The 23762-nt window shown below is 66.0% G+C and carries 19 protein-coding genes and 1 tRNA gene; 11 read left to right on the top strand and 9 right to left on the bottom strand.

All coding sequences use genetic code 11. The features are described 5' to 3' along the window. Positions 1 to 62 precede the first annotated feature (62 nt). Both ACK41V_RS03550 and ACK41V_RS03545 read left to right on the top strand, forming a co-directional pair. Positions 63 to 296: an antitoxin gene (locus ACK41V_RS03550; RefSeq protein ID WP_409777889.1), complete on the top strand. Its 234-nt coding sequence runs from the start codon at positions 63 to 65 to the stop codon at positions 294 to 296. Beyond that, positions 293 to 694 (top strand): type II toxin-antitoxin system VapC family toxin, encoded by a 402-nt coding sequence (locus tag ACK41V_RS03545; RefSeq protein ID WP_409777886.1) that lies wholly within the window; start codon positions 293 to 295, stop codon positions 692 to 694. The genes ACK41V_RS03550 and ACK41V_RS03545 overlap by 4 nt, the downstream gene beginning before the upstream one ends. A gap of 267 nt (positions 695 to 961) precedes the next feature. On the opposite strand, the gene ACK41V_RS03540 is transcribed toward ACK41V_RS03545, so the two are convergent. The 5 genes from ACK41V_RS03540 to ACK41V_RS03520 all read right to left on the bottom strand — a co-directional run bounded on the left by ACK41V_RS03540 (position 962) and on the right by ACK41V_RS03520 (position 5922). Next, entirely contained in the window at positions 962 to 1876 is a 915-nt protein-coding gene (locus tag ACK41V_RS03540) for a restriction endonuclease (protein WP_409777884.1), read from the bottom strand. A 29-nt stretch (positions 1877 to 1905) separates the two neighbouring features. After that, positions 1906 to 3306 carry a type II toxin-antitoxin system HipA family toxin gene (locus ACK41V_RS03535; protein WP_409777881.1) on the bottom strand — a complete coding sequence of 467 codons (1401 nt, stop codon included), beginning with the start codon at positions 3304 to 3306 and terminating at the stop codon, positions 1906 to 1908. After that, entirely contained in the window at positions 3306 to 3611 is a 306-nt protein-coding gene (locus ACK41V_RS03530) for a helix-turn-helix domain-containing protein (RefSeq protein WP_409777878.1), read from the bottom strand. Before ACK41V_RS03530 ends, ACK41V_RS03535 begins: the two co-directional genes overlap by 1 nt. A gap of 118 nt (positions 3612 to 3729) precedes the next feature. Beyond that, positions 3730 to 3960, bottom strand: coding sequence for a tautomerase family protein (locus ACK41V_RS03525; protein WP_409777875.1), 231 nt, complete (start codon positions 3958 to 3960; stop codon positions 3730 to 3732). A 153-nt stretch (positions 3961 to 4113) separates the two neighbouring features. Further along, positions 4114 to 5922, bottom strand: a complete 1809-nt coding sequence (locus ACK41V_RS03520) for a methyl-accepting chemotaxis protein (protein WP_409777873.1) — start codon at positions 5920 to 5922, stop codon at positions 4114 to 4116. Positions 5923 to 6111: 189 nt separating this feature from the next. Between ACK41V_RS03520 and ACK41V_RS03515 the strand changes: the two genes are divergently transcribed. The 4 genes from ACK41V_RS03515 to ACK41V_RS03500 all read left to right on the top strand — a co-directional run bounded on the left by ACK41V_RS03515 (position 6112) and on the right by ACK41V_RS03500 (position 9825). After that, complete coding sequence (locus ACK41V_RS03515) at positions 6112 to 6978, top strand: 3',5'-nucleoside bisphosphate phosphatase (protein WP_409777870.1); 867 nt, start codon at positions 6112 to 6114, stop codon at positions 6976 to 6978. A 31-nt stretch (positions 6979 to 7009) separates the two neighbouring features. Further along, positions 7010 to 7645: an L-threonylcarbamoyladenylate synthase gene (locus tag ACK41V_RS03510; RefSeq protein WP_409777867.1), complete on the top strand. Its 636-nt coding sequence runs from the start codon at positions 7010 to 7012 to the stop codon at positions 7643 to 7645. A gap of 101 nt (positions 7646 to 7746) precedes the next feature. Continuing rightward, a complete protein-coding gene (locus ACK41V_RS03505; protein ID WP_409777865.1) occupies positions 7747 to 8409 on the top strand; it encodes a site-2 protease family protein in 663 nt (220 codons plus the stop codon). Between the two features lie 120 nt (positions 8410 to 8529). After that, positions 8530 to 9825, top strand: coding sequence for a tryptophan--tRNA ligase (locus ACK41V_RS03500; protein ID WP_409777862.1), 1296 nt, complete (start codon positions 8530 to 8532; stop codon positions 9823 to 9825). A gap of 79 nt (positions 9826 to 9904) precedes the next feature. Here the strand turns inward: ACK41V_RS03500 and ACK41V_RS03495 are convergent, their stop codons facing one another. Together ACK41V_RS03495 and ACK41V_RS03490 are read right to left on the bottom strand one after the other, a co-directional pair. Then, positions 9905 to 13342, bottom strand: coding sequence for a FecR domain-containing protein (locus ACK41V_RS03495; protein WP_409777860.1), 3438 nt, complete (start codon positions 13340 to 13342; stop codon positions 9905 to 9907). Between the two features lie 37 nt (positions 13343 to 13379). Then, on the bottom strand, positions 13380 to 15395 hold the full coding sequence (locus ACK41V_RS03490; RefSeq protein WP_409777857.1) for a CHASE2 domain-containing protein: 2016 nt from the start codon (positions 15393 to 15395) through the stop codon (positions 13380 to 13382). 257 nt (positions 15396 to 15652) lie between these two features. On the opposite strand from ACK41V_RS03490, the gene ACK41V_RS03485 reads away from it, so the two are divergent. From ACK41V_RS03485 to ACK41V_RS03465, 5 genes are all read left to right on the top strand, one after another. After that, the gene (locus ACK41V_RS03485; RefSeq protein WP_409777855.1) at positions 15653 to 15916 is read left to right on the top strand and encodes a hypothetical protein; all 264 of its coding nucleotides are present in this window, start codon (positions 15653 to 15655) and stop codon (positions 15914 to 15916) included. Positions 15917 to 16050: 134 nt separating this feature from the next. Continuing rightward, complete coding sequence (locus ACK41V_RS03480) at positions 16051 to 16980, top strand: formylglycine-generating enzyme family protein (protein WP_409778021.1); 930 nt, start codon at positions 16051 to 16053, stop codon at positions 16978 to 16980. A 191-nt stretch (positions 16981 to 17171) separates the two neighbouring features. After that, positions 17172 to 17870 (top strand): response regulator transcription factor, encoded by a 699-nt coding sequence (locus tag ACK41V_RS03475; RefSeq protein ID WP_409777852.1) that lies wholly within the window; start codon positions 17172 to 17174, stop codon positions 17868 to 17870. 167 nt (positions 17871 to 18037) lie between these two features. Beyond that, positions 18038 to 19762 carry a FecR domain-containing protein gene (locus ACK41V_RS03470; protein ID WP_409777849.1) on the top strand — a complete coding sequence of 575 codons (1725 nt, stop codon included), beginning with the start codon at positions 18038 to 18040 and terminating at the stop codon, positions 19760 to 19762. A gap of 2 nt (positions 19763 to 19764) precedes the next feature. Continuing rightward, entirely contained in the window at positions 19765 to 22116 is a 2352-nt protein-coding gene (locus ACK41V_RS03465; protein WP_409778018.1) for a CHASE2 domain-containing protein, read from the top strand. A 196-nt stretch (positions 22117 to 22312) separates the two neighbouring features. On the opposite strand, the gene ACK41V_RS03460 is transcribed toward ACK41V_RS03465, so the two are convergent. Both ACK41V_RS03460 and serS read right to left on the bottom strand, forming a co-directional pair. Continuing rightward, a tRNA-Ser gene (locus tag ACK41V_RS03460) sits at positions 22313 to 22402 on the bottom strand. Between the two features lie 33 nt (positions 22403 to 22435). Further along, positions 22436 to 23752 (bottom strand): serine--tRNA ligase, encoded by a 1317-nt coding sequence (serS, locus tag ACK41V_RS03455; protein ID WP_409777846.1) that lies wholly within the window; start codon positions 23750 to 23752, stop codon positions 22436 to 22438. Positions 23753 to 23762 lie beyond the last annotated feature (10 nt).

Raw genomic sequence — 23762 nt, 5'->3', positions numbered from 1 at the left:
GCTGGACAAAAGCACCCGCCGATAGCTACCATTGGTAGTCACCAATTCAGGAGAGCCCCGCCATGGACACCGCACGCCTTTTCCAATCCGGCCGCAGCCAAGCGGTGAGACTGCCCAAGGAATACCGTTTTGCGGGGACCGAAGTCGTCGTGAAGCACTTTGGCAACGGCGTGCTGCTGCTGCCCGCAGACGACCCTTGGCAAACGCTGCAAGCCGGGTTGGATGCTTTTGAACCCGGCTTTACCCTCACCCGCGAGCAGCCTGAAGAGCAGCAACGCACAGAGATCAACCCATGATCCTGCTCGACACCAACATCTGCATCTACATCATCAACAACAAGCCCCCCGCCGTGCTGGCGCGCTTTCAGCAATACCGCATGGGCGACATTGGTGTGTGCAGCGTGGTGGCGGCCGAGCTGGCCTACGGGGTAGCCAAAAGCGGGTCGGCCCGCAACCGCCAGGCGCTGGAGATGTTTCTGGCCCCGCTCACCATCCTGCCGTTTGACGAGGCCGCCGTGTGGACCTACGGCGACCTGCGCGCTACCCTGGAGCGCAGTGGTACCCCCATCGGCGCGCTAGACACCATGATCGCCGCCCACGCCCTGAGCCAGCACGCCATGCTGGTCACCAACAACACCCGCGAATTTGCCAAGGTGCCCGGCCTGCAGCTGGACAACTGGGTGGACGCGGCTTGAAGCCAGGCTACCGCTGCGGGACGAGCAGGTGACGCCCCCCAACCCCGTTCGGGCTGAGCTCGTCGAAGCCAGTTCATCCCCCACCCGTTCAGGCTGAGCCTGTCGAAGCCAGGGCACTTTGCCCGAACAGCCCCTTCGACAGACTCCAGGCAAACGACCTAACCCCCGGCCGCCCTTATCAAGCCAAATTGGCCTCTAGCGCTTGGTAGTCAAGCGCTAGCAGCTACGCTTTCAGTAGCAAAAGCAGATGCTTGCCCCAAACGCCCCTCACCCTTGCGGCGACAAAAACTGAATAGGCCGCAGCGGCAAACGCCGCCGGGCCTGGTCCGTCAGCTTGCCGTAGTGCTCCACCCACAGGTCAAACAAGGTGTCGAGCCCAATCAGCGTGATGCGCCGCTTCTCCTGCGTGCGCGCCTCGGTGGCAGCATCTTTGGTAAAACCGCCCGTGCACACAAACAGCCCCACATCGCTATCGCCCAGCAGCGCCATGAAAGAGCGCAAACCATCCACACTGACAGCGTCCTTTTGCCGCTTCACCTGCACCTTGATGCGAGGCGGTCGAGTGCCCAACACATCGGGCTGGGCCAGGATGTCAATGCCGCCATCCTTACCCGGTGGCGACACCCAGCTCACGTAATAGCCCATAGCCCGCAGTAGGTCGGCTACCAGCTCCTGAAACTCATAGGGCGGCATGTTGCGCAGGTACTGCGCAATCTCGGCCCAAGCGTGCTCCTCAGCCTCTTCAAACGTAATGCTCACGGCCTTGGCGGTGTTGTCGTGCGCCAGCGGGTCGGGGTCAGCGGCGGTGCTGGGCGATGGTGCTGCGTCCGCATCAGGCTGCGCGGCCTTCCATTCGGCATACAGCTTGCAGGCACGGCGATAAAAGGCCTCCGGGTCCGTCAGCTCGGCATGCGCCTTGCGGCCCTCGTCGGTGATGGTCCAGATGCCCTTTTCCTTAACCAACCAACCAGCCTTCACACAGTCCACCGTGGCGAACCGCACGATCTTGTCGAAGCGCCGCCCGCCAGAATCGTAGTTATCTGCCTCGTAGGGTGTCAGGGTCACGCGCTCTGCCAGTGCAGCCAAGGCCGCACTAGCCTGCAAGCCTTCAGGCGCGGCCATCAACAGCTTGAACAGCTCGCGCAAAAGTTCGCCGGTGCGGCGGCGGGTGATTTCAGCCATTCATAGCCTCCGTTTAGCTCTGATTCAAGTCACCGCTTGCCCAGTAAAGGGGATCGGCCGATTTTTTCTTGCGGCGCCACCAGCTTCGGCAGCGCGGAAAACCCTTCAAACGCCTCCCCCGCTTTCCAATCCCCCACCGCATACACCCGCGCATCCCGCAAACCCTGCACGCCCTCGGCCCAGGCCATCAGCATGCGTTTGCCGATGTCTTCAAACCCTGGGTGCTGCGCCATGGCTTGGCGCACTTGGGGCGCTACGTCGGCCACGGCGTCGCTGATGGCTTGCACCATGTGCTGCTGCTCTTTGGGCTGGATGCCAAACGTGGCAGCGATGAACTTTTGCAGGTTCTTGCCGGGCGCCCAGGTGCGTTTACCCATGAAGTCGATAGCGGGCGGGTTGTGCTGAAAACCTGCGTACACGCTGGTGGTGAGCATGTCGTAGGCGGGTGACAGGTGGGCGTTGGCCCGGCTGGTGTAGAGCAGGGCCAGGTTTTTGGCGTGGCAGTCGGCGTTGCGCAGGGCGTAGGTCAGCAGCAAGGTGGTGGCCAGCTGGCGATAGGTGGTCAGCCGCTGGGCGCCGGGTACGTGGTCGCGCACGGCTTTGGCGATGCGTTCCCAGGTGGTGTCGTACTTGGCGGCGGGGCGCAGGCCCAGCAGACTGCAAAAGTCTTCCATGCCCCACAGCGGCTGGCCGTGTTCGTCCACATCAAAACGGTGCACCACCAGGGCCTGGCCGTCGTCAGACACCTCTGTGGTGGCGGCGGGCATGACGCGGCGGGCTACCTGCATGCACAGGTGTTCGTTCAGTGCCACAAAGGGCAATTGGGCGCTGGAGCCTTTGATGATGTGGCGGCGGGTGGTGAGGCTGGCTTTTGGGTGGGGGGCGAGTGCAGGGGGGAGGGGGTGAAGGGCTTCGACAGGCTCAGCCTGAACGGTTGGGGGTGAAGGCTGGGCTCGCAGGGGGTTGGATTCGGTCTGCGCGTCCAAAAACTTGGGCACCACGCCCGATACGCCGCTGGTGGCGTGCTGGCGCACTAGCGCGGCAAAGGCGGCTTCGGAGTTGTCGCCTTTGAGCAGTGCGGCCACTTCGATGGGCTGGGCAGGTTCATGGAGCTGCGCGCCGGGCGCGGCCACCTGCAGGCGGCCCACCATGTTGCGGCCGATGACGGACAGCAGGGCGATGGGGCTGGCGCCGATGTGCGGGCCAAACTGCTCTTGCAGCACCTGGAGCAGGTAGCCCTCGGGCAGGTTCATCTGCAGCACGGGTGGGAGCTGGTCGTCCCACACGTAGCTCTCCAGCCTCACGGGCATGGTGAGGGAAACCAAGTCGTCCGCGGCTACGTGCGGGTGGTAGGTGAGCACGCTTTTGAAGTCGCCGGATTGCTCTAGTGTGGCCACCTCGCGGCCGAGCACGTACACGGACAGCTGCATCACCGGCTCCCCGTCTTGAACGTGTTGTGCACATCGGCCGCGCGCCCGGCTGGAGATTGCGCACGCTCGCGGCGCAGTTCGTCCAGGTTGCCGGCTTGGCCTCGCACCACGATGTCTAGCTCAGCCCCCAGCACGGCCAGCACAGCCAGCAGTTTGCGTGAGCCAAACTCTGCTGACCGGCCCCGCTCGAAGCGCGACAGGGATTCAGCCGACACGCCCGCTTGGGCCGCGACGTCGCCCTGCTTAAGGCCTAGCAGTTTGCGACGTGCGGCGACGGCCTCACCGAGTTCTTGAAGGGTTTGCAATTGATATTTGCATCAAAAATTTTGGCAATACTATCTTTTATTGATATAAAAATCAAAATTTAGCACTTGATGCTGCCTAGCCGACGCTGTTTCGACACCAATCGATTGTGTCGTTGCTTTAGAGAACCACGGGCGTCTGACCCTTGCGACGCTGGCGAATCACCGTCACGGGTTCGCCGCCCTGGCCCCAGTTTTCGGGGTCCACTTCGTCAATGATCACGGTCACGCTTTCAGGCTGTTTGTCCAGCACCTGCTGCATGAGTTGGGTAACACCCGCGATCAATGCTGCCTTTTGTGCAGCGGTGGTGGGCAGGTCGCGCCGGGCCAGGCGGATATTGACCAAAGGCATGGCCGAGTCCTTTCGGGTGTTGTCGCAAAAACAAAAGGCAGCGTGGGCTGCCTTTTGTGAAATGGTAGAAAAATACAAGCCAAATTGGCCTCTAGCGCTTATTCCATAAGCGCTACCAGCTATCAAATCAGTAGTATTTCATTCTCGAAATTCTCAAAAGCTTTCCCAATCGTCATCACCGCCTTTGGCCTGCGCACGCGGCGCGGCGGCGGGGGCCGATGACGTTGCTGCAGCAGATGATGAAGAAGCAGACGAAGGCTTTTTTGCAGCGGGTGGCGTGGACGAAGACAAGCGGGCGGCCGATGGCGGCGGCTTGGCGGCTGTTGGGGTACCGACGGCGCGGGGAGCGTTGGCAGGCGCTTTCGTCATCGGCCGGGGCGCGGGTGCCCTGGCCGCGGCGGGTGGCGGGGCTGCCACGGCGCCGACGTTGAACATGGACACCACTTCGGCCAGCTTTTGTGCCTGGTCGCGCATGGAGGCGGCAGCGGCGGTGGATTCTTCCACCAGGGCCGCGTTCTGCTGGGTCATCTGATCGAGGTGGGTGACCGCCTGGTTGACCTGGGCGATGCCGTCGCGCTGTTCGGTGGACGAGGCGGTGATCTCGCCGATGAGGTCGCTCACGCGGCGCACGCTGGCCACAATCTCTTCCATGGTCTGCCCGGCCTGGGCGACCTGGGCCGAGCCCGATTCCACGTTTTCGACCGAGGCGCCGATCAGGTTCTTGATCTCCTTGGCGGCCTCGGCGCTGCGCCCGGCCAGGCTGCGCACTTCGCTGGCCACCACGGCAAAACCCCGGCCTTGTTCACCGGCCCGGGCGGCTTCCACCGCCGCGTTCAGGGCCAGGATGTTGGTCTGAAACGCAATGCCATCGATCACGCCAATGATGTCGCTGATCTTGCGCGAGCTGTCGGTGATGTGCTGCATGCTGGTGACCACCTGGCCCACCACTTCGCCACCCCGGGCCGCGGCCTGCGCGGCGGTGCCTGCCAGCTGGTTGGCCTGGCGGGCGGTGTCGGCCGACTGGCTGACGGTGGCGGTGAGCTGCTCCATGCTGGCCGCGGTTTCTTCGAGGTTGGAGGCCGTTTGCTCGGTGCGCGCGGACAGGTCCTGGTTGCCGTTGGCGATCTCGATGGACGCCGATGAAACCGAATGAACGCCCGAGCGCACTTCACTCACCACTGCCCGCAGGCGGGTCGACATGCCCGACAAGGCCCGCGTGAGCAGCCCCAGTTCGTCCTTGCGGTCATCGTGAATGTCCTGCGTGAGGTCTCCGGCCGAGATGGTTTCGGCCAGCGCGACGGCACGGTCCAGCGGTCGGGTGATGGAGCGCACCAGCACGGTCGCCATCAGCATGCCCAGCAACACCACCGCAATGGCCGCTGCCGCGCCAATCAGCACCAGACGGCCGCGCGCGGCACTCGCGGCCAGCATCGCCGCCTCGCGCTGACGCTCTTGCACGGCCACAAATTTGTCGATGGATTCCAGGTACGCCACCACCTTCGGGCGGTAGGTGTTGGCCAGATAGGCTTGTTTGGCGGCAGCGTCGCCCGCGTCGGTCAGCTCTTTGAGCTTGTCGGTCTGGCCCCGCACATCGGCGCGTGCAGCGGCCACACTGGCCAGCGCCGCCTTGTCCTCGGCCGATACCGCCGCCTTGTTGATCTTTTCCTGCACCGGGGTGATGCGTGCGGTCAGCGCGGTGACCCGGGTACCAAAGTCGGCCTTGAGGGCCTCGTCCGTGGTGACAAAGCTGGCCATCGACATGGTGACGGCCACTTCAGCCAGGCCCCGCCAGGTCACGGCCGTCGTGATGGCCGACTCGTACTGGTTGACGGACTGCTCGGTGGCAGCAGTCACCTGCCGTCCGTACCACTGGGTCCAGATGGCGGCCACCAGCATCAGTGCCAGCAGACCCAGGATCACGCTCCACATCTTGTGGGCGACGCGCAGGTCGTTGAATTTCATGGTTGCTCCTGATGCTCTGCGCAAAGCCCGACGGCCCGCGTGGTGTTGTTTATCAAAGGAAAACCGTCTCCACTCACTGCCGGTACTGACATCAAGCCAGAACGCCACCCGGAAAGGCGCAGTGCCCCAACAGCCAGTGTTCCCGGATTCCAGAGGGCGTGTTATCAGTACAAGCCCTAAAATGACCCGGTGACTCCCCTACTCAACGCCGACCTGCACTGCCACTCTGTGGTTTCCGACGGGACTTTGTCGCCCGAAGAACTGGCGGCACGCGCCAAAGCCAACGGGGTCGAGCTGTGGGCCCTGACGGACCACGACGAAATCGGCGGCCAGCACCGCGCCGCAGTCGCAGCCCGCGCGCAGGGCATGGCCTACCTGACGGGTGTGGAGATTTCCGTCACCTTTGCCGACACCACGGTGCACATCGTGGGCCTGGGGTTTGACCCCGACAACGCCCAACTGGCCGATGGCCTGGCCGCCACCCGCGGTGGCCGCGGCGAACGCGCCAAGGACATGGCCGAGCAACTGGCCCAGGTGGGCATCAAGGGCGCCTACGAAGGCGCCCTGAAGTTTGTGGGCAACCCGGCGCTGATCTCGCGCACCCACTTTGCGCGGTTTCTGGTGGAAACCGGCGTGTGCAAAGAGACGTCGGAAGTGTTTCGCAAGTACCTCACCGAAGGCAAACCGGGCTACGTGCCCCACCGCTGGGCGGCCCTGGGCGACGCGGTGCGCTGGATCACCCAGGCGGGCGGCATGGCGGTGATTGCCCACCCCGCACGCTACAAGTTCAGCGCCAACGAAGAATTTGCGCTGTTTTCAGAGTTCAAGGCCCACGGCGGGCGCGGCGTAGAGGTGGTCACCGGCAGCCACAGCCCGGCCGAATACGTCACCTACGCGGCCATGGCCAAAGAGTTTGACTTGGCCGCCTCCCGCGGCAGCGACTTTCACAGCCCCGACGAATCGCACACCGACTTGGGCACCTTGCCGCCGTTGCCCGGCGCGCTGACCCCCGTGTGGGAGCTGCTGGCTGACCGTATTCAGCCCGCCGCGCACTGACCGCGTTCGTTCGTCCTTTCCAGCGATTGCCATGGCCCAGTATTTCGAAGTTCACCCCGACAACCCGCAACCGCGCTTGCTCAAGCAAGGCGCCATGCTGCTGCAAAAGGGCGGCATTCTCGCCGTGCCCACCGACTCCAGCTACGCACTGGTGTGCCACCTGGACGACAAGGACGCGGTCGACCGCATGCGCCGCATCCGCCAGGTGGACGACAAACACCACCTGACCCTGCTGTGCCGCGACCTGTCGGAGCTGGCCAACTACGCCCGCGTGGACAACCGGCAGTACCGGTTGCTCAAGCTGGGTACGCCCGGGCCTTACACCTTCATCCTTGAAGCGACCAAGGAAGTGCCGCGCCGGGTGAGCCACCCATCGCGCAAGACCATTGGCCTGCGCGTGCCCGACCGCAAGGGCCTGCAGTTGCTGCTGGAACTGCACGGCGCCCCGCTGCTGGCCACCACCCTGATCCCTGCGGGCGAGACCGAGCCCCTGAACGACCCGCAGGAGATTCGCGACCGCTACGAGAAGCTGCTCGACGCCATCGTGGACGCGGGCGCCTGCCCGCTGGAGCCCACCACCGTGGTGGACCTGACGCCCATGGGCGCGGGCGGCGACCCTGAAGTGATCCGCGAAGGCCGCGGCAGCCTGCAGGCGCTGGGGCTTTGAGCTCTTTGCCAATTTCAAGCCAAACCACCCTCTAGCGCTTATCCAATAAGCGCTGGTAGCTCTCTTTTTTGTAGCAATTCACAGCCTGAGACAATCGCCCGGTGGAAAACATCATCCAAACCGTTCTGATCTACGCCCTGCCGGTGTTGTTTGCCATCACCGTGCACGAGGCAGCCCATGGCTACGCCGCGCGCCACTTTGGCGACAACACCGCGTACATGATGGGGCGCATCACCCTCAACCCGCTGAAACACATCGATCCGGTCGGCACCATCCTGATGCCGCTGATGCTGTACTTCGCCACCTCGGGCGCCTTCCTGTTTGGTTATGCCAAGCCGGTGCCCGTCAACTTCGGCAACCTGCGCAATCCCAAAAAACACATGGTGTGGGTGGCGCTGGCGGGCCCGGCGTCCAACTTCATTCAGGCCATTGGCTGGGCGATCTTGCTGGTGGCGCTGGTGGGTTCGGGCGTGGAAGAGCGCTTTTTCATCGAGATGGCGCGTGCCGGTGTGCTGGTCAACCTGGTGATGTGGGCCTTCAACCTGTTTCCGCTGCCGCCGCTGGATGGCGGGCGCATTCTGGTCGGGTTGCTGCCCTGGAAGCAGGCGCACATGGTTTCGCGCATCGAGCCCTATGGCTTTTTCATCGTGCTGGCCCTGGTGGTTGCAGGTGTGGTGGGCACTGTGTGGCTGCGCCCGCTGATGTCGGTGGGCTACACCGTCATCCAGTTTCTGCTCACCCCGCTCACAGCCCTGTTGCGTTAATTCTTTAGGACTTACGCAAACAAGGATGCAACAACGGCATTGCTAAAAGCCAAGCGCCTTGCCTAAGCCCGTTTTGCGTAAGTCGTGTTCTTCTCTCCCCTTTTTGCTGACACCGTCCCCATGAGCATCACGCGTTTTCTCACCGGCATCACCACCACGGGTACGCCCCACCTGGGCAACTTTGTGGGGTCCATCCGCCCCTCGGTGGCGGCCAGCCTGACGCCGGACGTGCAGAGTTTTTATTTTCTGGCCGACTACCACGCGCTCATCAAGTGTGAAGACCCGGCGCGCATCCAGCGCTCCACGCTGGAGATCGCCGCCAGCTGGCTGGCGGCGGGCCTGAACCCCGAGAAGGTCACGTTCTACCGCCAGTCCGACATCCCGGAAATCCCCGAGCTGACCTGGCTGCTGACCTGCGTGACCGGCAAGGGCGTGCTGAACCGCGCCCACGCCTACAAGGCCAGCGTGGACAAGAACACGGCCGCCGAGCGCGATGCCGACGACGGCGTGACGGCGGGCCTGTTCATGTACCCGGTGCTGATGGGCGCAGACATCTTGATGTTCAAGGCCCACAAGGTGCCCGTGGGCCGCGACCAGATCCAGCACATCGAAATGGCGCGCGACATGGCGGCCAGCTTCAACCACCTGTACGGCGAGCACTTTGTGCTGCCCGAGGCCGCCATTGACGACCACGTGGCCACGCTGCCCGGGCTGGACGGCCGCAAGATGAGCAAGAGCTACGACAACACCATCCCGTTGTTCAGCTCGCGCGACCAGCTGAAAAAGCTGATCGGCGGCATCCTGACCGACTCGCGTGCGCCCGGCGAGGCCAAGGAGGTCGAAGGCTCTGCACTGTTCCAGATCTACCAGGCGTTTGCCACGGCCGATGAGACGGACGCGCTGCGCAAGGCCTACGCCGATGGCATCGCCTGGGGCGACGCCAAGCAGGTGCTGCTGGAACGTGTGGACCAAGTGATTGCGCCCATGCGTGCCGAGTATGAAGCGCTGATCCACAACCCTGCCCGCATCGAGCAGACGCTGCTGGCCGGTGCCGAGCGCGCCCGCGCGCTGGCCACGCCCTTCATCCGCGAACTGCGCTCGGCCGTGGGCTTGCGCAGCCTGGTGCAGGGCACCGCGACGGCCAAGCCTGCCAAGGCAGCCAAGGCAGCGCTGCCCTCGTTCAAGCAATACCGCGAGGCGGATGGCAAGTTTTACTTCAAGCTGGTCGATGCCGATGCCCGCCTGCTGCTGCAGAGCACCGGTTTTGACGCGCCCAAGGAGGCAGGCCAGGCGATTGCGCGGTTGCAGCGCGAGGGCTTGGGTGCGCTAGCCGGGCAGCTGGCGCCTGTGGATGGCGTGGTGGATGCCGATGTGGCTGCTGCGCTGAAGGCGCTGGCGGACGCCGCCGCCGCGTAACCCAACGCCTCAGACACTCTGTTTTTGATAGCTACTAGCGCTTATTGGATAAGCGCTAGAGGCCAAAAACACTCAAAATTCACTCACGAAAGCGCACGCGCAGCCACAGCGTGGGCTTGTCCCGGCCATCGAGCGGCGTCTGCACCGACCCGATCAGTGACCAGCGCCGGTCCGCAAAATCCATGGAATGCGCCAGCGCCAGGCTCCAGCCGGGCGCCTCGCTGCGGCCGTTAAGCGCGGTGGTGAAGCGTGCGCTGCGGTACACCAGCGATCCATAGGTGTAGTCGCGCCCGCCGTGTTTCCACACATTCACCAGCACCAGCGTGTGGCGCGGAAACCCTGGCAACGCGTTGCCCGGCACCCAGTCGCCCGTGTTGCGCGTCTGCGCCCAGGTGTAGCCCGCCAGCAGGCTCCAACGCGGAGTGAGGATGCGGTTGAGCGCCACGCCCGCCTGCCGAAGCTGGCCCTTGTCGAACAAGGGGGTGCCGTTGTAGGCATCCACGGAGGTCTCGGCGGTCTGGATCAGCGGGCCCAGCGACTCCACCCGCTCGCCCACCAGCACGCTGGGCATGTACAGCAGGCTGCCGTCCGAGTACATGGCGTTGGCGATGGTCTGCTGCGACAGGCTGGCATAGCCGAAGGTGCGCGCGTTGAATTCCCAGTCCAGCTGCACGGCGGTTTTGCGCACCAGACTGCCCGGCATCTGGTACTGGTGGTCGATGGGGATGGCGCCCACGGACACGGGTGCCAGCGTGTTGGCCGCCGGCGCATGCAGGCTCTCGATGTAGGCCGCGTGCAGTGCGCGCCCAGGGGCGAAGCGGTACGACACGCCCAGTCGCGGCAACAAGCGTCGCGGGTGGCCGCCCTGGTCCAGCAAGGGCGCGCGCAGGTCGTCGCCCGTGGCGCCTGCAAACACGCGGGAGCGGTAGTGCATGTCAAAGTGCGGCCAGGAGGCCTGGGCATGCCAGGTCCACGGGCCGTGGGTGCTCTCCAGCGCGAGCCACGGCATGTCAAAACGCAGGTCGGAGTTCTCGCTGCTCGTGACGAGCGAATATGCGCGTTGGAAACCCAGACGCACCCGGCTGCGCTCCCAGCCCGCGCTCCAGCGCTGGGCGCCCTGCTGCACCGTGTGGCGCAGCATCAGGCTGTCAGCCGTATCGGCGCTTCGCTCGTCGTATGCACCGACCGGTGCTTGCTGCAGCGTCTTGCGGTCGCCGTAGCTGGCACGCCCAACCTTGAACCAGGTTTGCTCGTCGGCTGACCAGCGCCACGCGCCGCCCACGTCCGTGCGACGCGTGGGGCTGCGCGCCTGGGTGTTGAACACGACGCCGTCGATATCGACCAGCCCGCCCGGTACGGAGTAGCGGGTGCGGTCCTCGAAATGCAGCAGCAACAGGCTAAGCCGATCCGTGGGTTTGATGCCCACGCCCAGGCGCACACCCGACGACAACAAGCGGTAGCTGCCCGTGCCGTCGCGCGGGTCTTGCTGCTGCCCTTCGATACCGATGCGCCAGGCGATGGGCATCGGAGCCGCGGCCAGGCCTCGGTGGCCCACATCGAACACGCCCGCGTCGTGCACCGGTCCGCGCTGCGCGCTGGCGCCACCCAGCCACTCGCTGCCCGTGGTGCGCAACAAGGGCGGCTGCTTTTCGCTGGCGCCAAAGGCCAGGGGGTCGGCCAGATAGCCCTGGTACAGCTCGGAGCTGCGGCTGAAGCTGCTCTCGTACCGGTTGGCCATGAAAAAGTGGCTGCCCGACCACAGCGGGTAGTACGACTGCTGCGCATAGGCGCGCGCCCAGTGTTCCAGCCCAAAGTCGCCCAGCGCCTTGCCCAGGTTGGCCGAGCCCTGGCTGTCGGACACCAGTGGGTTGAGCGACTTTAGATAGGGCAGCCGCACCAGCGCCTGGCGCGCGGCGGCGATGGCGGCCTCGGGCTCGCCGCTGTCGTTGCGCAATATGGATTCGATCTGCCAAGGCAAAGGGTCATTCGGGTCGGCCAGGCGCGCGCGGTCCAGCGAGTCGAGCGCTGCGGCACGTTCGCCCAACTGGTATTCGGCCACAGCCAGCCACACCTGGGCCCGCGCATACCGCGGCTCGATCACCAGGGCCTTGAGCAGCTCTTTGCGCGCTGTTTCGGCATCGCCCTGTTGCAAAGCCAGCAAACCGGCGCCCGCCAGGCTGGTGTAGTCGTCGCCCGCCAGCGCCAGGGCAGCATCGAAGCCCGTGCGCGCTTCCCCCAGGCGCATGGCTTCGGTGTCTGCGGTGGCCTGCTCGGCGCGGTAGCTGGGGTTGTCGGGCGCAAGCTGCACCGCACGCGCCAGGGCGGCGCGGGCGGCGTACAGATCGCCACGCTCTTGAAGGGCGCGACCGAGGCCCCACAGCGCGGCGGCCAGCCGTGCGGTGGCGGGGTCCGATGTCGCTGCCGATGTCGCAGCTTGGTGCGCCTGCGTCTCGGCGTGGTCCACGGCCTGCCGGTACAGGGCCAGCGCGGCATCACCCTGGCCTTCCAGCCGGTGCGCGTCGGCATCGGCCAGCAGCAACTCGACCGATGTGGGCGCCACCGCGCGGGTGGAGTTGATCCAGGCGCGCGCCTCGGCAGGGCGGTCCAGCGCCAGGAGCAGATCGGCCCGGCGCGCGGCGGTGCGTGGGTCTTGGGTGCGCTGCCAGGCGCTGGCCAGGCGCGCCTGCGCGGCATCCAGCTGGCCTGCGAACACCTCCAGGTCCGCCAGGGCCAGGTCCACGACGGCGGGGGCGTCACTCCGGCTGGACAGGGCCTGCAGCTGTGTTTGTGCGCCACCCCAGTTGCCGGACCGCAGATCGGCACGCACCGCGGCCAGCGGGGCCGCGATGTCCGCCCGTTGAAGCTCGGCCCAGCGGGTAGCGTCCCCCGGGTACGCCGCCACCCACTGCACGCGCTCACGGGGGTTCACCAGCACCCGTTTGACCGGCGCGCGGCCCGGCTCTACAAAACCCTGCTCGGCCGGGCCCAGTTGCACGCTGCCCTGGGCGTTGGACAGCTCCACCATCCCCGACAGCACCGTGAGCGTGGTGCGCCCGGTGGCATCCACTTCTACATCCCAATCGGTGCCGCGCACCACGGCCAGCGCGGCCGGGGTTTGCAGTTGCAGCGTGGCGGGCGTTTTTTTGGTCCGCGCCCACAGGCGACCGGCCGCCAGCTCCAGCAGGGTGCGGGTGGGCTGCGATTCGCACAGCCGCAGTTGCGCGTTGGCCGACATGCGGATTTGCGTGCGGTCTGCCAGCAGCAGCGCGGCCGACGACAGTGCCAGCGTGCGCATGTCGGCACCGGCACCCAGCTGCTGGGCCAGGGCAGCGGACGACCAGGGCTCCACACCCGGCGCGCGCGTCTGCCCCTGGCCTGCCAGGGCCACAATCTGCGCCGCCGTGGCGCCGGGTGCCAGCGGGGCCCCCGCGCACTGCGCCCAAACCGCCGGGGCGCCCAGGGTTCCCAACGCGACAAGTCCCACAGGGGGCAACCAGGAGAGGCGGTGTGCAGACATGGGGGGCCTTTCGTGAGCAGGGTCCGGAGTGGTGCGGTCAGGTTTTGTCGAGCGCGCGGGCACCAAAAGCCACGGGTGCAGCCACGGGTGCATCCGGCGTCAGCACAGCGGCTTCGGCCAGGGCATTCACCCTGGCAAACAGCAGATCGGCATGCGCAGTCCACTGCGGGGCCAACTGGCGGGCGTGGGCCTGCCAGTCCGCACAGCGCCGCAGGGCCAGCGCCCACTCGCCTGCGTGCAGATGGCGCTGGAGCGCAAGGCTGGTGGTGACCAGCGCGGCGTCGTCGAACAGCGTGTACACATCGATCCCCGCGCTGCGCCCCGCGAGCACCACGGTGTCCAGCCAGAGCAGGTGTGCACGGCGCGGGTCATCGGCAGGCAGGGCCAGACGGGTGGCATCGGACAGCAGCACGCCCGTGCCAAACGCCTTGTTGGCGCCCTCCAGCCGCGCGGCGGTGTTCACCGCGTCACCTACGGCGGTGTAGGTGAAACGTTCGTGTGAACCCAGATGCCCCACGGCGGCCTCGCCCGTGTGCAGGCCGATGCGCAGCAGCACGTCGGCAAACGGGGTGCCCTGCCACAGGGCGCGCAGGGCCTGCATGTCCACCTGCATGGCCTGTGCGCAGGCCAAAGCGCGGGCGGCATGGGCGGGCTCTGGCAGCGGTGCGTTCCAGAACGCCATCACCGCGTCGCCAATGAACTTGTCCAGCGTGCCGCCGTGCTGGTGCACGGTGTGGGTCATGCGAGAAAAAAACGCGTTGAGCGCCTGGGCCACGGCCTCGGGCGGCAGGTGTTCGCTGGCGGAAGTGAACCCTGCCAGATCAGAAAACAGCAGCGTGAGCACGCGCCGCTCGCCGTGCAGCGCCGGGGCGGCGCCCGCAGCCGCCAGCGCGTCCACCACCGCCGGGGGCACGTAGCGCGCAAACTCATTGCGCAGTTGCTCGCGGCGGCGTCGCTCGCGCAGGTAGCTGCCTGCGGCGCCCACGTTCAGGTGCAGCGCCAGCGCCGCCAGTGTGGGCAGCGCGCTCCACCACACCCCCACCAGAAACGCCCACAGCCCGCCCAGCAGCGCGAGCAGCGCCAGCGCCACACTGAGCCACACCGCCCGCCACCCGCGCCAGCGGCGCGTCATGGCCGCCACAAAGGCCACGGCCAGCAGCGCCTGCAGCAGCGGGCCCACGGGGTGCGCAGGCACCACCCAGTCGCCCGTCAATCCGTTGATCAAGGCCGTGGCGTGCACAAACACGCCCGACTGCGTGCCGCCACCGTGCCCCCCCAAGCCACCCAGCGCGCGCAGAGGTGTCACAAACTGGTCCACGCCCGCCACGGGGGTGTTTTGCCCCAGCAACACCAGCCGCCCCTGCAGGGCCCCAGGCGGTAAATGCGCGGCCGGGTCCAGCGCCTGGGTGTAGTGGGCATAGGGCAAGGGCACTTCGGGCGCGTAATAGCGCAGCAGCGCGCCGGGTGGCGGCTGGGTGACCGCGCGCCCGGCAGCTTGCGCCAGCACCCGCCACAGCGCATCGTCCTGCGCCGGGGCGCGGCGCATCACGCCGTCGTCGTCCACATCCACTGCCACGCTGCCCTGGCGTGCCTCCGGGAACACGCTGGGTACGGTCTGCTTGTAGTGCGCCACCTGAGAGCTTTGCACCGCCACCTCGGCGCTGGCCAGCACCACGGGCATGCGGCCCTGCAAGGCCCGTGCAAGTGCCGCGTCGTCCGCCGGGGTCTGTGGGGCGCCAAACAGCATGTCGATGCCCAGCGCTGCAGCACCTGCGGCGGTCACCGCATCGACCAATTGGGCATGCAGGCGGCGAGGCAACGGCGGCGCCAGGTTCAGCGCCGCGAGGCTGGGCTCGTCCAGGCCCACCACCAACACACGCGCGTCGGGCCGCACGGACGCGGTCAGACTGCTGAGCAGGTCGTATTCGAGGCGCTGCCATGGCGTCCACACGGGCATGGCGTGCAGCACCCCGAGCAGCCCCAGCGCAAGCACCACCCGCAGTGCCCAGGCCTGCCAGGCATCTTTCACCCCCGGTGCCAGACTGCTTGCCATCCTGAACCCTCCCAAGGGTGTGAGCAACTGGGTGGAGCGCCGACAAATAGGATGCGGGCGCATGTTGGATTCACGCCCAACACACGCCAAGCTCGGCGCTTTTACGTGTAACGCACTGTATCTCGATCCACCCACACTGCCCAGCGGGCGCACCCCTATTCGGTCGCTGCGGGCCGCGGCGAAGACTCCATCACGCGCACCGAGCGCCCCCGATCGTGCTTAAACTGCCCCACCGCTTTCACCCACCCGGAGCCCCTATGAAATCGCTGATCGCCACTGTCACCGTGCTCGCCGTACTGGCGGGCTGCAACGCCACATCGCCCCAGCAACCCTCGGGCCCCATGGCCTCCGGCCGCGACCGCACCTTCAGCGTGCCGGTGTATGGGGTCGACACGGGCCCTGCCCAGGCAGCCGCTACGCGCGAATGCCAAAAACTCATGCTGTTTCCCAAGCTTTTGCGCAATGACGGTTCCCGCATGGTCTTTGAATGCGTGAGCGAAGCGCCTGATCGCCAGCCTTGAACCGCTGCACAGCGAAAGCGCAGCCGTGGTATGCAGCGTCGATTGCGCTGGCAGCCCTGCTGGTGGCCGCGTGCGCGCATGCAGCGCCACCCCAGGTGCCTGCTGCGCCAACGGTGTGGACCAACAGCCTCGGCATGGCGTTTGTGCGAGTGCCCGCGGGAAAATTCTGGATGGGCGGAGTGGAGCCCGCCAACACGCTGGCCCGCGCCTACCCTGCGTTGGAAGCCAAACGCTTCGCCGAACTGACCGACGAGGGACCAGCACACCAGGTGCGCATTCGCCGCGCGTTCTACCTGGGACAGCACGAGGTGACGGTGGGGCAGTTTCGGCGGTTTCTGGAGGCCTCGGGCCATCAACCCGAATCCGAAGCCGACGGCACAGGCGGCTATGGCTACAACGCCGACTACGACCCTGCCACCACGCGGCGTGGCGATGCGTTCGAGGGGCGCGATCCGCGCTACTCGTGGCGCAACCCCGGCTTTGCGCAGGGAGATGACCACCCCGTTGTCAACGTGACGTGGAACGACGCCCAGGCGCTTGCGCAGTGGCTGAGCCGCACCGAGGGCCACACCTACCGCCTGCCCACCGAGGCCGAGTGGGAACACGCCTGCCGCGCGGGCACCCGCACCCGCTACCCCCACGGCGATGACCCACAGGGCCTGCTACAGACCGCCAACACCTTCGACCAAGACGCCGCGCCTTGGTGGCCACGCTGGCAGCAGCACGCATTGGCTGGCAGCGACGGCCATGCGTTCACAGCCCCCGTGGGCAGCTATGCACCCAATGCCTTTGACCTGCACGACATGCTGGGCAACGCATGGGAATGGGTGTCTGACTGGCACGGCGACACCTACTACGCCCACTCACCCCGCAGTGACCCGCAAGGCCCGTCAGACGGTTCCGTGCGGGTGCGGCGCGGAGGCTCCTGGCACACCTGGTCGTTTTATGCCCGCTGTGGATACCGCAACTGGAACAGCCCCCAGACGCGCTACACCCTGGTCGGCATGCGGCTGCTGCGCGAGATTACCCCGGGGTCGCCAGCCAACGACCCGGTCAAACGCTGAAGGCTTGGCTGACGTGGCTGCGGGGCCAGCGGTGCGCAAGCCGCGTGCACCTGGGAGCGCTCAAAGTGCACCCAAAGTGCTCATCACCAATCATTAACAAATGTCAACCGCCGTCGGCATCCGCCGGGCTCTGCCGCGCAACCAGCGCGATATCGCAAATAATGCGCGTTTGTCCTTTTGTTGGGGAAACCATGCGCATAGCCGCTCTGGACGACGATGCGCTTCAGCTGGACCTGTTCAAACAGGCCACGGAGGCGATGGGCCATGTCTGCCACACCCACCTGACCGGCGCAGAACTGCTGCGCACCTTGCGCCGCGAAACCTTTGATCTGCTGATTGTGGACTGGCACCTGCCGGACACAACGGGCCCCGAAGTGGTGCGCTGGGTGCGCAAGAACGTGGCGGCCCAGTTGCCTATTTTGTTTGTCACCAACCGCCAGGAAGAGCGCGACATTGTGGAGGGCCTGGCAAGCGGCGCCGACGACTTCATGGTGAAGCCCGTGCGCATCGGCGAACTCAATGCCCGTGTCGCTGCCTTGCTGCGCCGGGCCTACCCTGACAATTCTGCGGGTGTCCTGGAGTTTGGACGCTACCGGTTTCTGCCCGAGACCCGTTCTATCGAAATGGACGGCGTGCCGGTGGAGCTGAAAGCCCGCGAATACGACCTTGCCCTGTTTCTTTTTCAGAACATGGGCCGATTGCTGTCGCGCGACCACCTCAAGGAAATTGTCTGGGGCCAGGTGGCCGAGGTGATGTCCCGCTCGCTGGACACCCATATCTCGCGCTTGCGCACGCTGCTGGACCTGCGGCCCGTCAACGGCTTCATCGTCAGCGCCATCTATGGCGTCGGTTACCGGTTTGAAGCCGTTGACACACCACCCAAAGCCTGAAAACGTGTGAAAAAACCATCCAGCGCGCTCGGCCCGATCAAACACGCCGGACTCCTTCACACCTTTTGAGGCCGCCCCCACGCCACCCCAACTTGTCCGCCATCTTTGGCACACGGAGATACAACTTGGCAATGCCCTCTCATCACGCGCCCTGGCCCCTTTGCGCCATGGCAGCCCTGGCCCTCGGTGCCTTGGCCGCTTTGTCGGGCACCAGCGCCCATGCCAACCCTGCCGCAGCAGATACCGCCTCGCAGGCGGATGAAATCGCCCACACGGTGCAGGACGGCGACACCCTCGAAGGCCTGGCCAAGTCGTACCTGGACGCCCCGCGCCAATGGCCCCTGCTGCAGGCGCGCAACAAGGTGGCCAACCCGCGGCGGTTGCAGCCGGGCTCCATCGTGTGGATTCCGGTCCGCCTTCAGCCTGCCGAATCCGCCACGGTGGAGTTTGTGCATGGGGCTGTCACAGCAAAGGCACGCGCGAGCGATGCACCGGCCCTGGTTGCCAAAGGCGGCAAGCTCGACGAAGGAACAGCGCTGCAGGTCGGGCCCGACGCGTTTGTGGCCGTCAGATTGGCCGACGGCACGGTGGTGCGCGTGCAGGCCCAGTCCGAGCTGCAATTGCGGCAGTTGCGCCGACGCGGTCGCGCAGGCAGCGTGCAGTCGGTGCTGGAGATGCGCAGCGGCGCGGTCGAGGCGAGCGTGCCACCCAGCGCCGAAGCGTTTCGCCGCATGGAGATTCGGACCCCGCTGGCGGTGACCAGCGTGCGGGGCACGCGTTTTAGCGTCGAGCTGGCTGAATCGGGCCAAACCACGGCATCGGTGCTCAATGGATCGGTGGCCGTGCAATCGCGCCGGGATGAGGGCCTGGGCGGTAGCGCCTCATCCGCCCAACCATCCGCCGCCGCCGCCCTGCTGGCCCCGGGCCAGGGGCTGGCGGTGGCAACCGATGGCACCGTCGGTATGCCACGTCCACTGATTTCAGCGCCTGACACGTCCGGCATCCCCGCCACTTTGGGCGACGCCAGCATTCTGGCCATCAACATCCCCCCGCAGCCGGGCGCTGCGCGCTACGTGGCCCAAGTGGCGCAAGACGCGGACTTCACCCAGGTATTGCGCCACGGCAGCTTTGCCGACGGCCAGCTGCGCTGGAAGGTGCTGGACGACGGGCGCTACTACGTCTCGGTGCGGGCGGTGGACGACGCAGGCATTGTTGGCCTGCCCGCCGTGCAGCCCTTCACCATCAAGACCCGGCCCGTGGCACCACTCCACCAACTACCCGCACCCGGCACCGTCCTGGCCACCGGCGCGGGCGAACTGCGGTGCACCTCGGTGCCCGGTGTGCGCTGGTACCGCGTACAGGTGGCTACCGATGCCCAGTTCACGGCCTCCATCAAAGACGAGCAGCGGTTGTCCGAGTGCCGCCTGCCCGTTGCCGACCTGCCTGCGGGCAGCTACTTCTGGCGCATGGCCAGCCTGCTGCAAATGCCAGACGGCCAGGCCGACCAAGGCCCGTTTGCGCCACCGCAGGCATTTGCGGTGGCAGACCGCCCTGCGACCCTCTCGGCGCAATCGCTGCAGGCGCAGGACGGCGACACCACCGTGCGCCTGAACTGGCAGGGCCAGCCGGGCCAGCGGTTCCGTCTGCAATTGGCCAGCGCCAGCGACGCGTCGTTCGACAAGATCACGCTGGACACCGTGTTGGACCGTCCGGAATGGACCGCCAGCGACCTGCCCGCCGGGGAATACCTGGTGCGCATCCAGGTGCTGGACCCATCCGGCCTGCAAAGTGAGTTCTCGCCCCCTCGCCAGATCCGGGTCGGGTCCGGCTTCAGCACTGGCAGCGGCTTGCCGGTGTCCACCTCCAGCGGCCAACCCGTGGGACGGCCTTGACCATTGCGCGCACCCGCGGGCAACGGCGGCGGCTGGAGTGGAGCCTGCTGGCCATCGCCTTGCTCGGCCTGGTGGCCTGGCTCAGCGTGTCGACAAGCCTGAGCGGCGCGAACCACCTGGTGCAAGACGTGGGTCTGCGCCTGGTGGCACGCCCCGCACACCCCGACATCGTCATCGTCGCCATTGACGACCGCAGCATTGCTGCCATTGGGCGTTGGCCCTGGCGGCGCGCCCTGCACGCCGAGCTGATCAACCGCATCTCCGCGCAAAGCCCGCGCGTCATCGGCATGGACGTGTTGTTCAACGAAGAGGATCTGGACTACCCCGCAGACGACCTGTTGCTGGCAGGTGCCCTGACACGCAGTGGCCGCGTGGTGCTTCCCGTGCTGCGGCGCGGCCATGGGCCCACCGCCAATGCCGCCGACCTGCCCTGGCCTGCGTTTACCGCCGCAGCGGCGGGCCTGGGCCATGTGCATGTAGCGCCCGACGACGACGGCGTGGTGCGCGGCCTGTACCTGCAGGAGGGCCCCACAACAGCGCCCTGGCCCCACTTCAGCACGGCCATGCAGTGCGTGGCCGATGCAGGCAAGCGCCCCTGCGGAGCAGCGCCCACCGCCACGCCCGGCTCGCAGACCGCAGACCCCGCGCAGGCAGAGGGCAGCCCCTGGCAACGCTCGGAGCCTGCGCTGATCGCCTACGCAGGAGGCCCCGCGCACTTCACCACGTACTCGTACATTGACGTTCTGCGCGGCCAGGTGCCCGGTGACGCCTTCAAGGGCAAATACGTGCTGGTGGGCGCCGCAGCGTCGGGCCTGGGCGACATGTTTGCGACACCGGTCAGCCAGCAGTCGCGTTTGATGCCGGGCGTCGAAGTGGTGAGCCATGTACTGGACGGGAGTCTGTCGGGCGTGCAGATACGGCCAGCGGCACCGGTGCGCAACCTCGTCTTCAATCTGCTGCCCGTGGCGGGTGCACTGGTGGCGCTGTTGCTGCTGGGTCCGTTTGTGGCGCTGCTCACCAGCGCTGCGCTGGCCGCAACCACCGTTCTGCTCAGCGTGGCCCTGACCGGGTGGGTCGGGCTGCAATTTGCCCCCGCCGCAGCCTTGGTGGGACTGGTGCTGGCCTACCCACTTTGGAGCTGGCGGCGGCTGAGCGCAGCAGCGCACTTTCTGCGACTGGAGATGGAGCGCCTGCAGAAAGACGGGCTTTCGATGCGGTTGCGGGAACGCCCGGGCGATACCAGCGATTTTCTGGAACGGCGCATCAACGCCGTAGAACGCGCCTCTCGGCAATTGCGCGATCTGCACCACTTTGTGAGCGAAAGCCTGCAGCAACTGCCCTCCCCCACGCTGGTGTGCGACCCGCAAGGGCGCATCCTGCTGACCAACGTGGCCGCGCGCCTCCATGTGGGTGGCGACGCCGACGTGTCGCTGCAGGGCTTGTCGGCGGTAGAGCTGCTGCGCGATCTGGTGCAAACGGGCACCAACCTGCCGCTCATCACCCAAGACAAGCTGCGCAGCGGCTGCATGCCAGAACAAGCCGAAGGCCGCGACGCCAAAGACCGCAGCATGCTGGTGCAATGCAAGCCCTTCACCGACCTTGCGCAGGCGGGATGGTTGCTGACCCTGGTAGACATCACCGACATGCGCCGCGCGCTGCAGCAGCGCGATCAGGCGATGAACTTCATCTCGCACGACATCCGCGCGCCCAATGCGTCCATCCTCACCCTGCTGGAAATGCAACGCGCCTACCCAGACCGCATGCCCCACGAAGAGCTGATGCAGCGCATCGAACGGTACGCACAAAACTCTCTGGGCATGGCCGAAAACTTCGTCAAACTGGCCAGCGCACAAACACAGGAATACCGCATGGCGCCCCTGGACCTGGTGGCCGTGCTGGCAGAGACCGTGGACGACGTGTGGGCCCTGGCTCGGGAAGGCGAGGTGGAGGTCACCATCAGCACCACACCAGACACGGCACCCGCACTGGGCGACCGGTCGCTGCTGTGCCGCGCGCTGGCCAACGTGCTCAACAACGCCGTCAAGTTCAGCCCCACCGGGAGCGCGGTGGTGTGTGCCATCACACAACGCGACCGCCACTGGGTGGTGTCGGTGCGCGACCAGGGTCCAGGCATCGCCCCCGAACTGCAGGGCCAGTTGTTTGCACCGTTTCAGCGACTGCACGACCGCAGCCACCCAGCCATCAGCGGTGTGGGCCTGGGGCTGGCGCTGGTGCATACCGTCGTGCAACGGCATGGGGGGACGCTGGAGGTGGACAGCGATGTGGGTCGGGGAGCAGAGTTTCGCTTGGTGTTACCGCTGCGGGTTGCGGCGCTGAACGCTGTTGAGGCTTGAGGCTGCACGAAGACACTCCAACAAAAGCGCGGCCGACATGAAAAACGGGCCGCGAGGGCCCGTGTGGCAGCACACAGCGCTACGACCACTTGAGCACAGACGCATCACCAAAGCTGTGGGTGAGCCGAAGATTTCCCATCCCCCAAAAAGAAAAAGGCCCTGTGCTACTGATTCGATAGCTACAGGGCCTTGATGCTGGCGGAGAGGGTGGGATTCGAACCCACGGTGATATTGCTACCACGCCTGATTTCGAGTCAGGTACATTCGACCACTCTGCCACCTCTCCTATGTGTCGAAGCCTTCGAGTATAGCAAGGTTTTCAGGCCGCCAGAACTACAACCCCACCCATGTAAGGCCGCAGAACGTCCGGAATCGTCACGCTGCCATCGGCTTGCTGGTAGTTCTCCAGCACGGCGACCAGCGTGCGGCCTACGGCGAGGCCTGATCCGTTCAGGGTGTGGACCAGTTCGTTCTTGCCCTGCGCGTTCTTGAAGCGGGCTTGCAGGCGGCGGGCCTGGAAGGCTTCGCAGTTGCTGACCGAGCTGATTTCGCGGTAGGTGTTCTGCGCGGGCAGCCACACTTCCAGGTCATACGTTTTGGCGGCGCCAAAGCCCATGTCGCCGGTGCACAGGCTCATCACGCGGTAGGGCAAGCCCAGCTTTTGCAGCACGGCTTCGGCGTGGCCGGTCATTTCTTCCAACGCTTCGTAGCTTTTGTCGGGGTGCACGATCTGCACCATCTCGACCTTGTCGAACTGGTGCTGGCGGATCAAGCCCCGAATGTCACGCCCGCCGCTGCCAGCTTCAGAGCGAAAGCACGGCGTGTGTGCGGTCAGCTTGATGGGCAGGTCGGCCTCCGGCGTGACCACATCGCGCACAAAGTTGGTCAGGGGTACTTCGCTGGTGGGGATGAGGTACAGCGCGGTGTTGTCCGGCACGGCCTCACCGTCCTGGCCACCCTTTTTGGCTGCGAACAAATCGCCTTCAAATTTTGGCAACTGGCCGGTGCCCTTGAGCGAATCGGCGTTCACGGCATACGGCACGTAGCACTCGGTGTAGCCATGTTCGGTAGTCTGCACGTCCAGCATGAACTGCGCCAGGGCGCGGTGCAGGCGGGCGATCTGGCCCTTCATCACCGTGAAACGCGAGCCCGACAGCTTGGCGCCCATTTCAAAGTCCAGACCCAGCGGGGTGCCCACATCCACGTGGTCTTTGACCTCGAAAGCAAACGTGGCGGGGGTGCCCCAACGGCGCACTTCGACGTTGCCCGATTCGTCGGCGCCCACAGGCACGGATGCGTGCGGCAGGTTGGGCACGGCCACCAGCATCGCCAGCAGTTCGGCTTGAATTTGTTCCAGGCGGGCGGCGGATTGCTCCAGCTCTGCCTTGCCTGCCGCCACCTGGGCCTTGATGGCCTCGGCGCCGTCCTTGTCGCCCCGGCTCATCAGCATGCCGACCTGCTTGGACAGTTGGTTGCGCTGGGCCTGCAGCTCTTCAGTGCGGGACTGCAATGTTTTGCGCTCGCTTCCCAGGGCCTGGAACGCGGAGACGTCCAGGAAGGGCTGGGGCTTTTTGCGGGTTTCCAGACGCGCGATGGCGGTGTCGAGGTCTTTGCGGAGAAGAAGGATGTCAAGCATGGCTGGATTT

Source organism: Acidovorax sp. (assembly GCF_046291265.1).
In the GTDB taxonomy this organism is placed as follows: domain Bacteria; phylum Pseudomonadota; class Gammaproteobacteria; order Burkholderiales; family Burkholderiaceae_C; genus Acidovorax.
Note: the sequence above shows the minus strand (reverse complement) of the source record. Positions and strands in the feature narration are given on the sequence as shown.

Excerpts from the sequence above, each read along its gene's own strand:
- ACK41V_RS03550 (WP_409777889.1), top strand. The coding sequence starts at position 63 with ATGGACACCGCACGCCTTTTCCAATCCGGCCGCAGCCAAGCGGTGAGA.
- ACK41V_RS03545 (WP_409777886.1), top strand. The coding sequence starts at position 293 with ATGATCCTGCTCGACACCAACATCTGCATCTACATCATCAACAACAAG.
- ACK41V_RS03540 (WP_409777884.1), bottom strand. The coding sequence starts at position 1,876 with ATGGCTGAAATCACCCGCCGCCGCACCGGCGAACTTTTGCGCGAGCTG.
- ACK41V_RS03535 (WP_409777881.1), bottom strand. The coding sequence starts at position 3,306 with ATGCAGCTGTCCGTGTACGTGCTCGGCCGCGAGGTGGCCACACTAGAG.
- ACK41V_RS03525 (WP_409777875.1), bottom strand. The coding sequence starts at position 3,960 with ATGCCTTTGGTCAATATCCGCCTGGCCCGGCGCGACCTGCCCACCACC.
- ACK41V_RS03520 (WP_409777873.1), bottom strand. The coding sequence starts at position 5,922 with ATGAAATTCAACGACCTGCGCGTCGCCCACAAGATGTGGAGCGTGATC.
- ACK41V_RS03510 (WP_409777867.1), top strand. The coding sequence starts at position 7,010 with ATGGCCCAGTATTTCGAAGTTCACCCCGACAACCCGCAACCGCGCTTG.
- ACK41V_RS03500 (WP_409777862.1), top strand. The coding sequence starts at position 8,530 with ATGAGCATCACGCGTTTTCTCACCGGCATCACCACCACGGGTACGCCC.
- ACK41V_RS03495 (WP_409777860.1), bottom strand. The coding sequence starts at position 13,342 with ATGTCTGCACACCGCCTCTCCTGGTTGCCCCCTGTGGGACTTGTCGCG.
- ACK41V_RS03490 (WP_409777857.1), bottom strand. The coding sequence starts at position 15,395 with ATGGCAAGCAGTCTGGCACCGGGGGTGAAAGATGCCTGGCAGGCCTGG.
- ACK41V_RS03485 (WP_409777855.1), top strand. The coding sequence starts at position 15,653 with ATGAAATCGCTGATCGCCACTGTCACCGTGCTCGCCGTACTGGCGGGC.
- ACK41V_RS03480 (WP_409778021.1), top strand. The coding sequence starts at position 16,051 with ATGGCGTTTGTGCGAGTGCCCGCGGGAAAATTCTGGATGGGCGGAGTG.
- ACK41V_RS03475 (WP_409777852.1), top strand. The coding sequence starts at position 17,172 with ATGCGCATAGCCGCTCTGGACGACGATGCGCTTCAGCTGGACCTGTTC.
- ACK41V_RS03470 (WP_409777849.1), top strand. The coding sequence starts at position 18,038 with ATGGCAGCCCTGGCCCTCGGTGCCTTGGCCGCTTTGTCGGGCACCAGC.
- serS (WP_409777846.1), bottom strand. The coding sequence starts at position 23,752 with ATGCTTGACATCCTTCTTCTCCGCAAAGACCTCGACACCGCCATCGCG.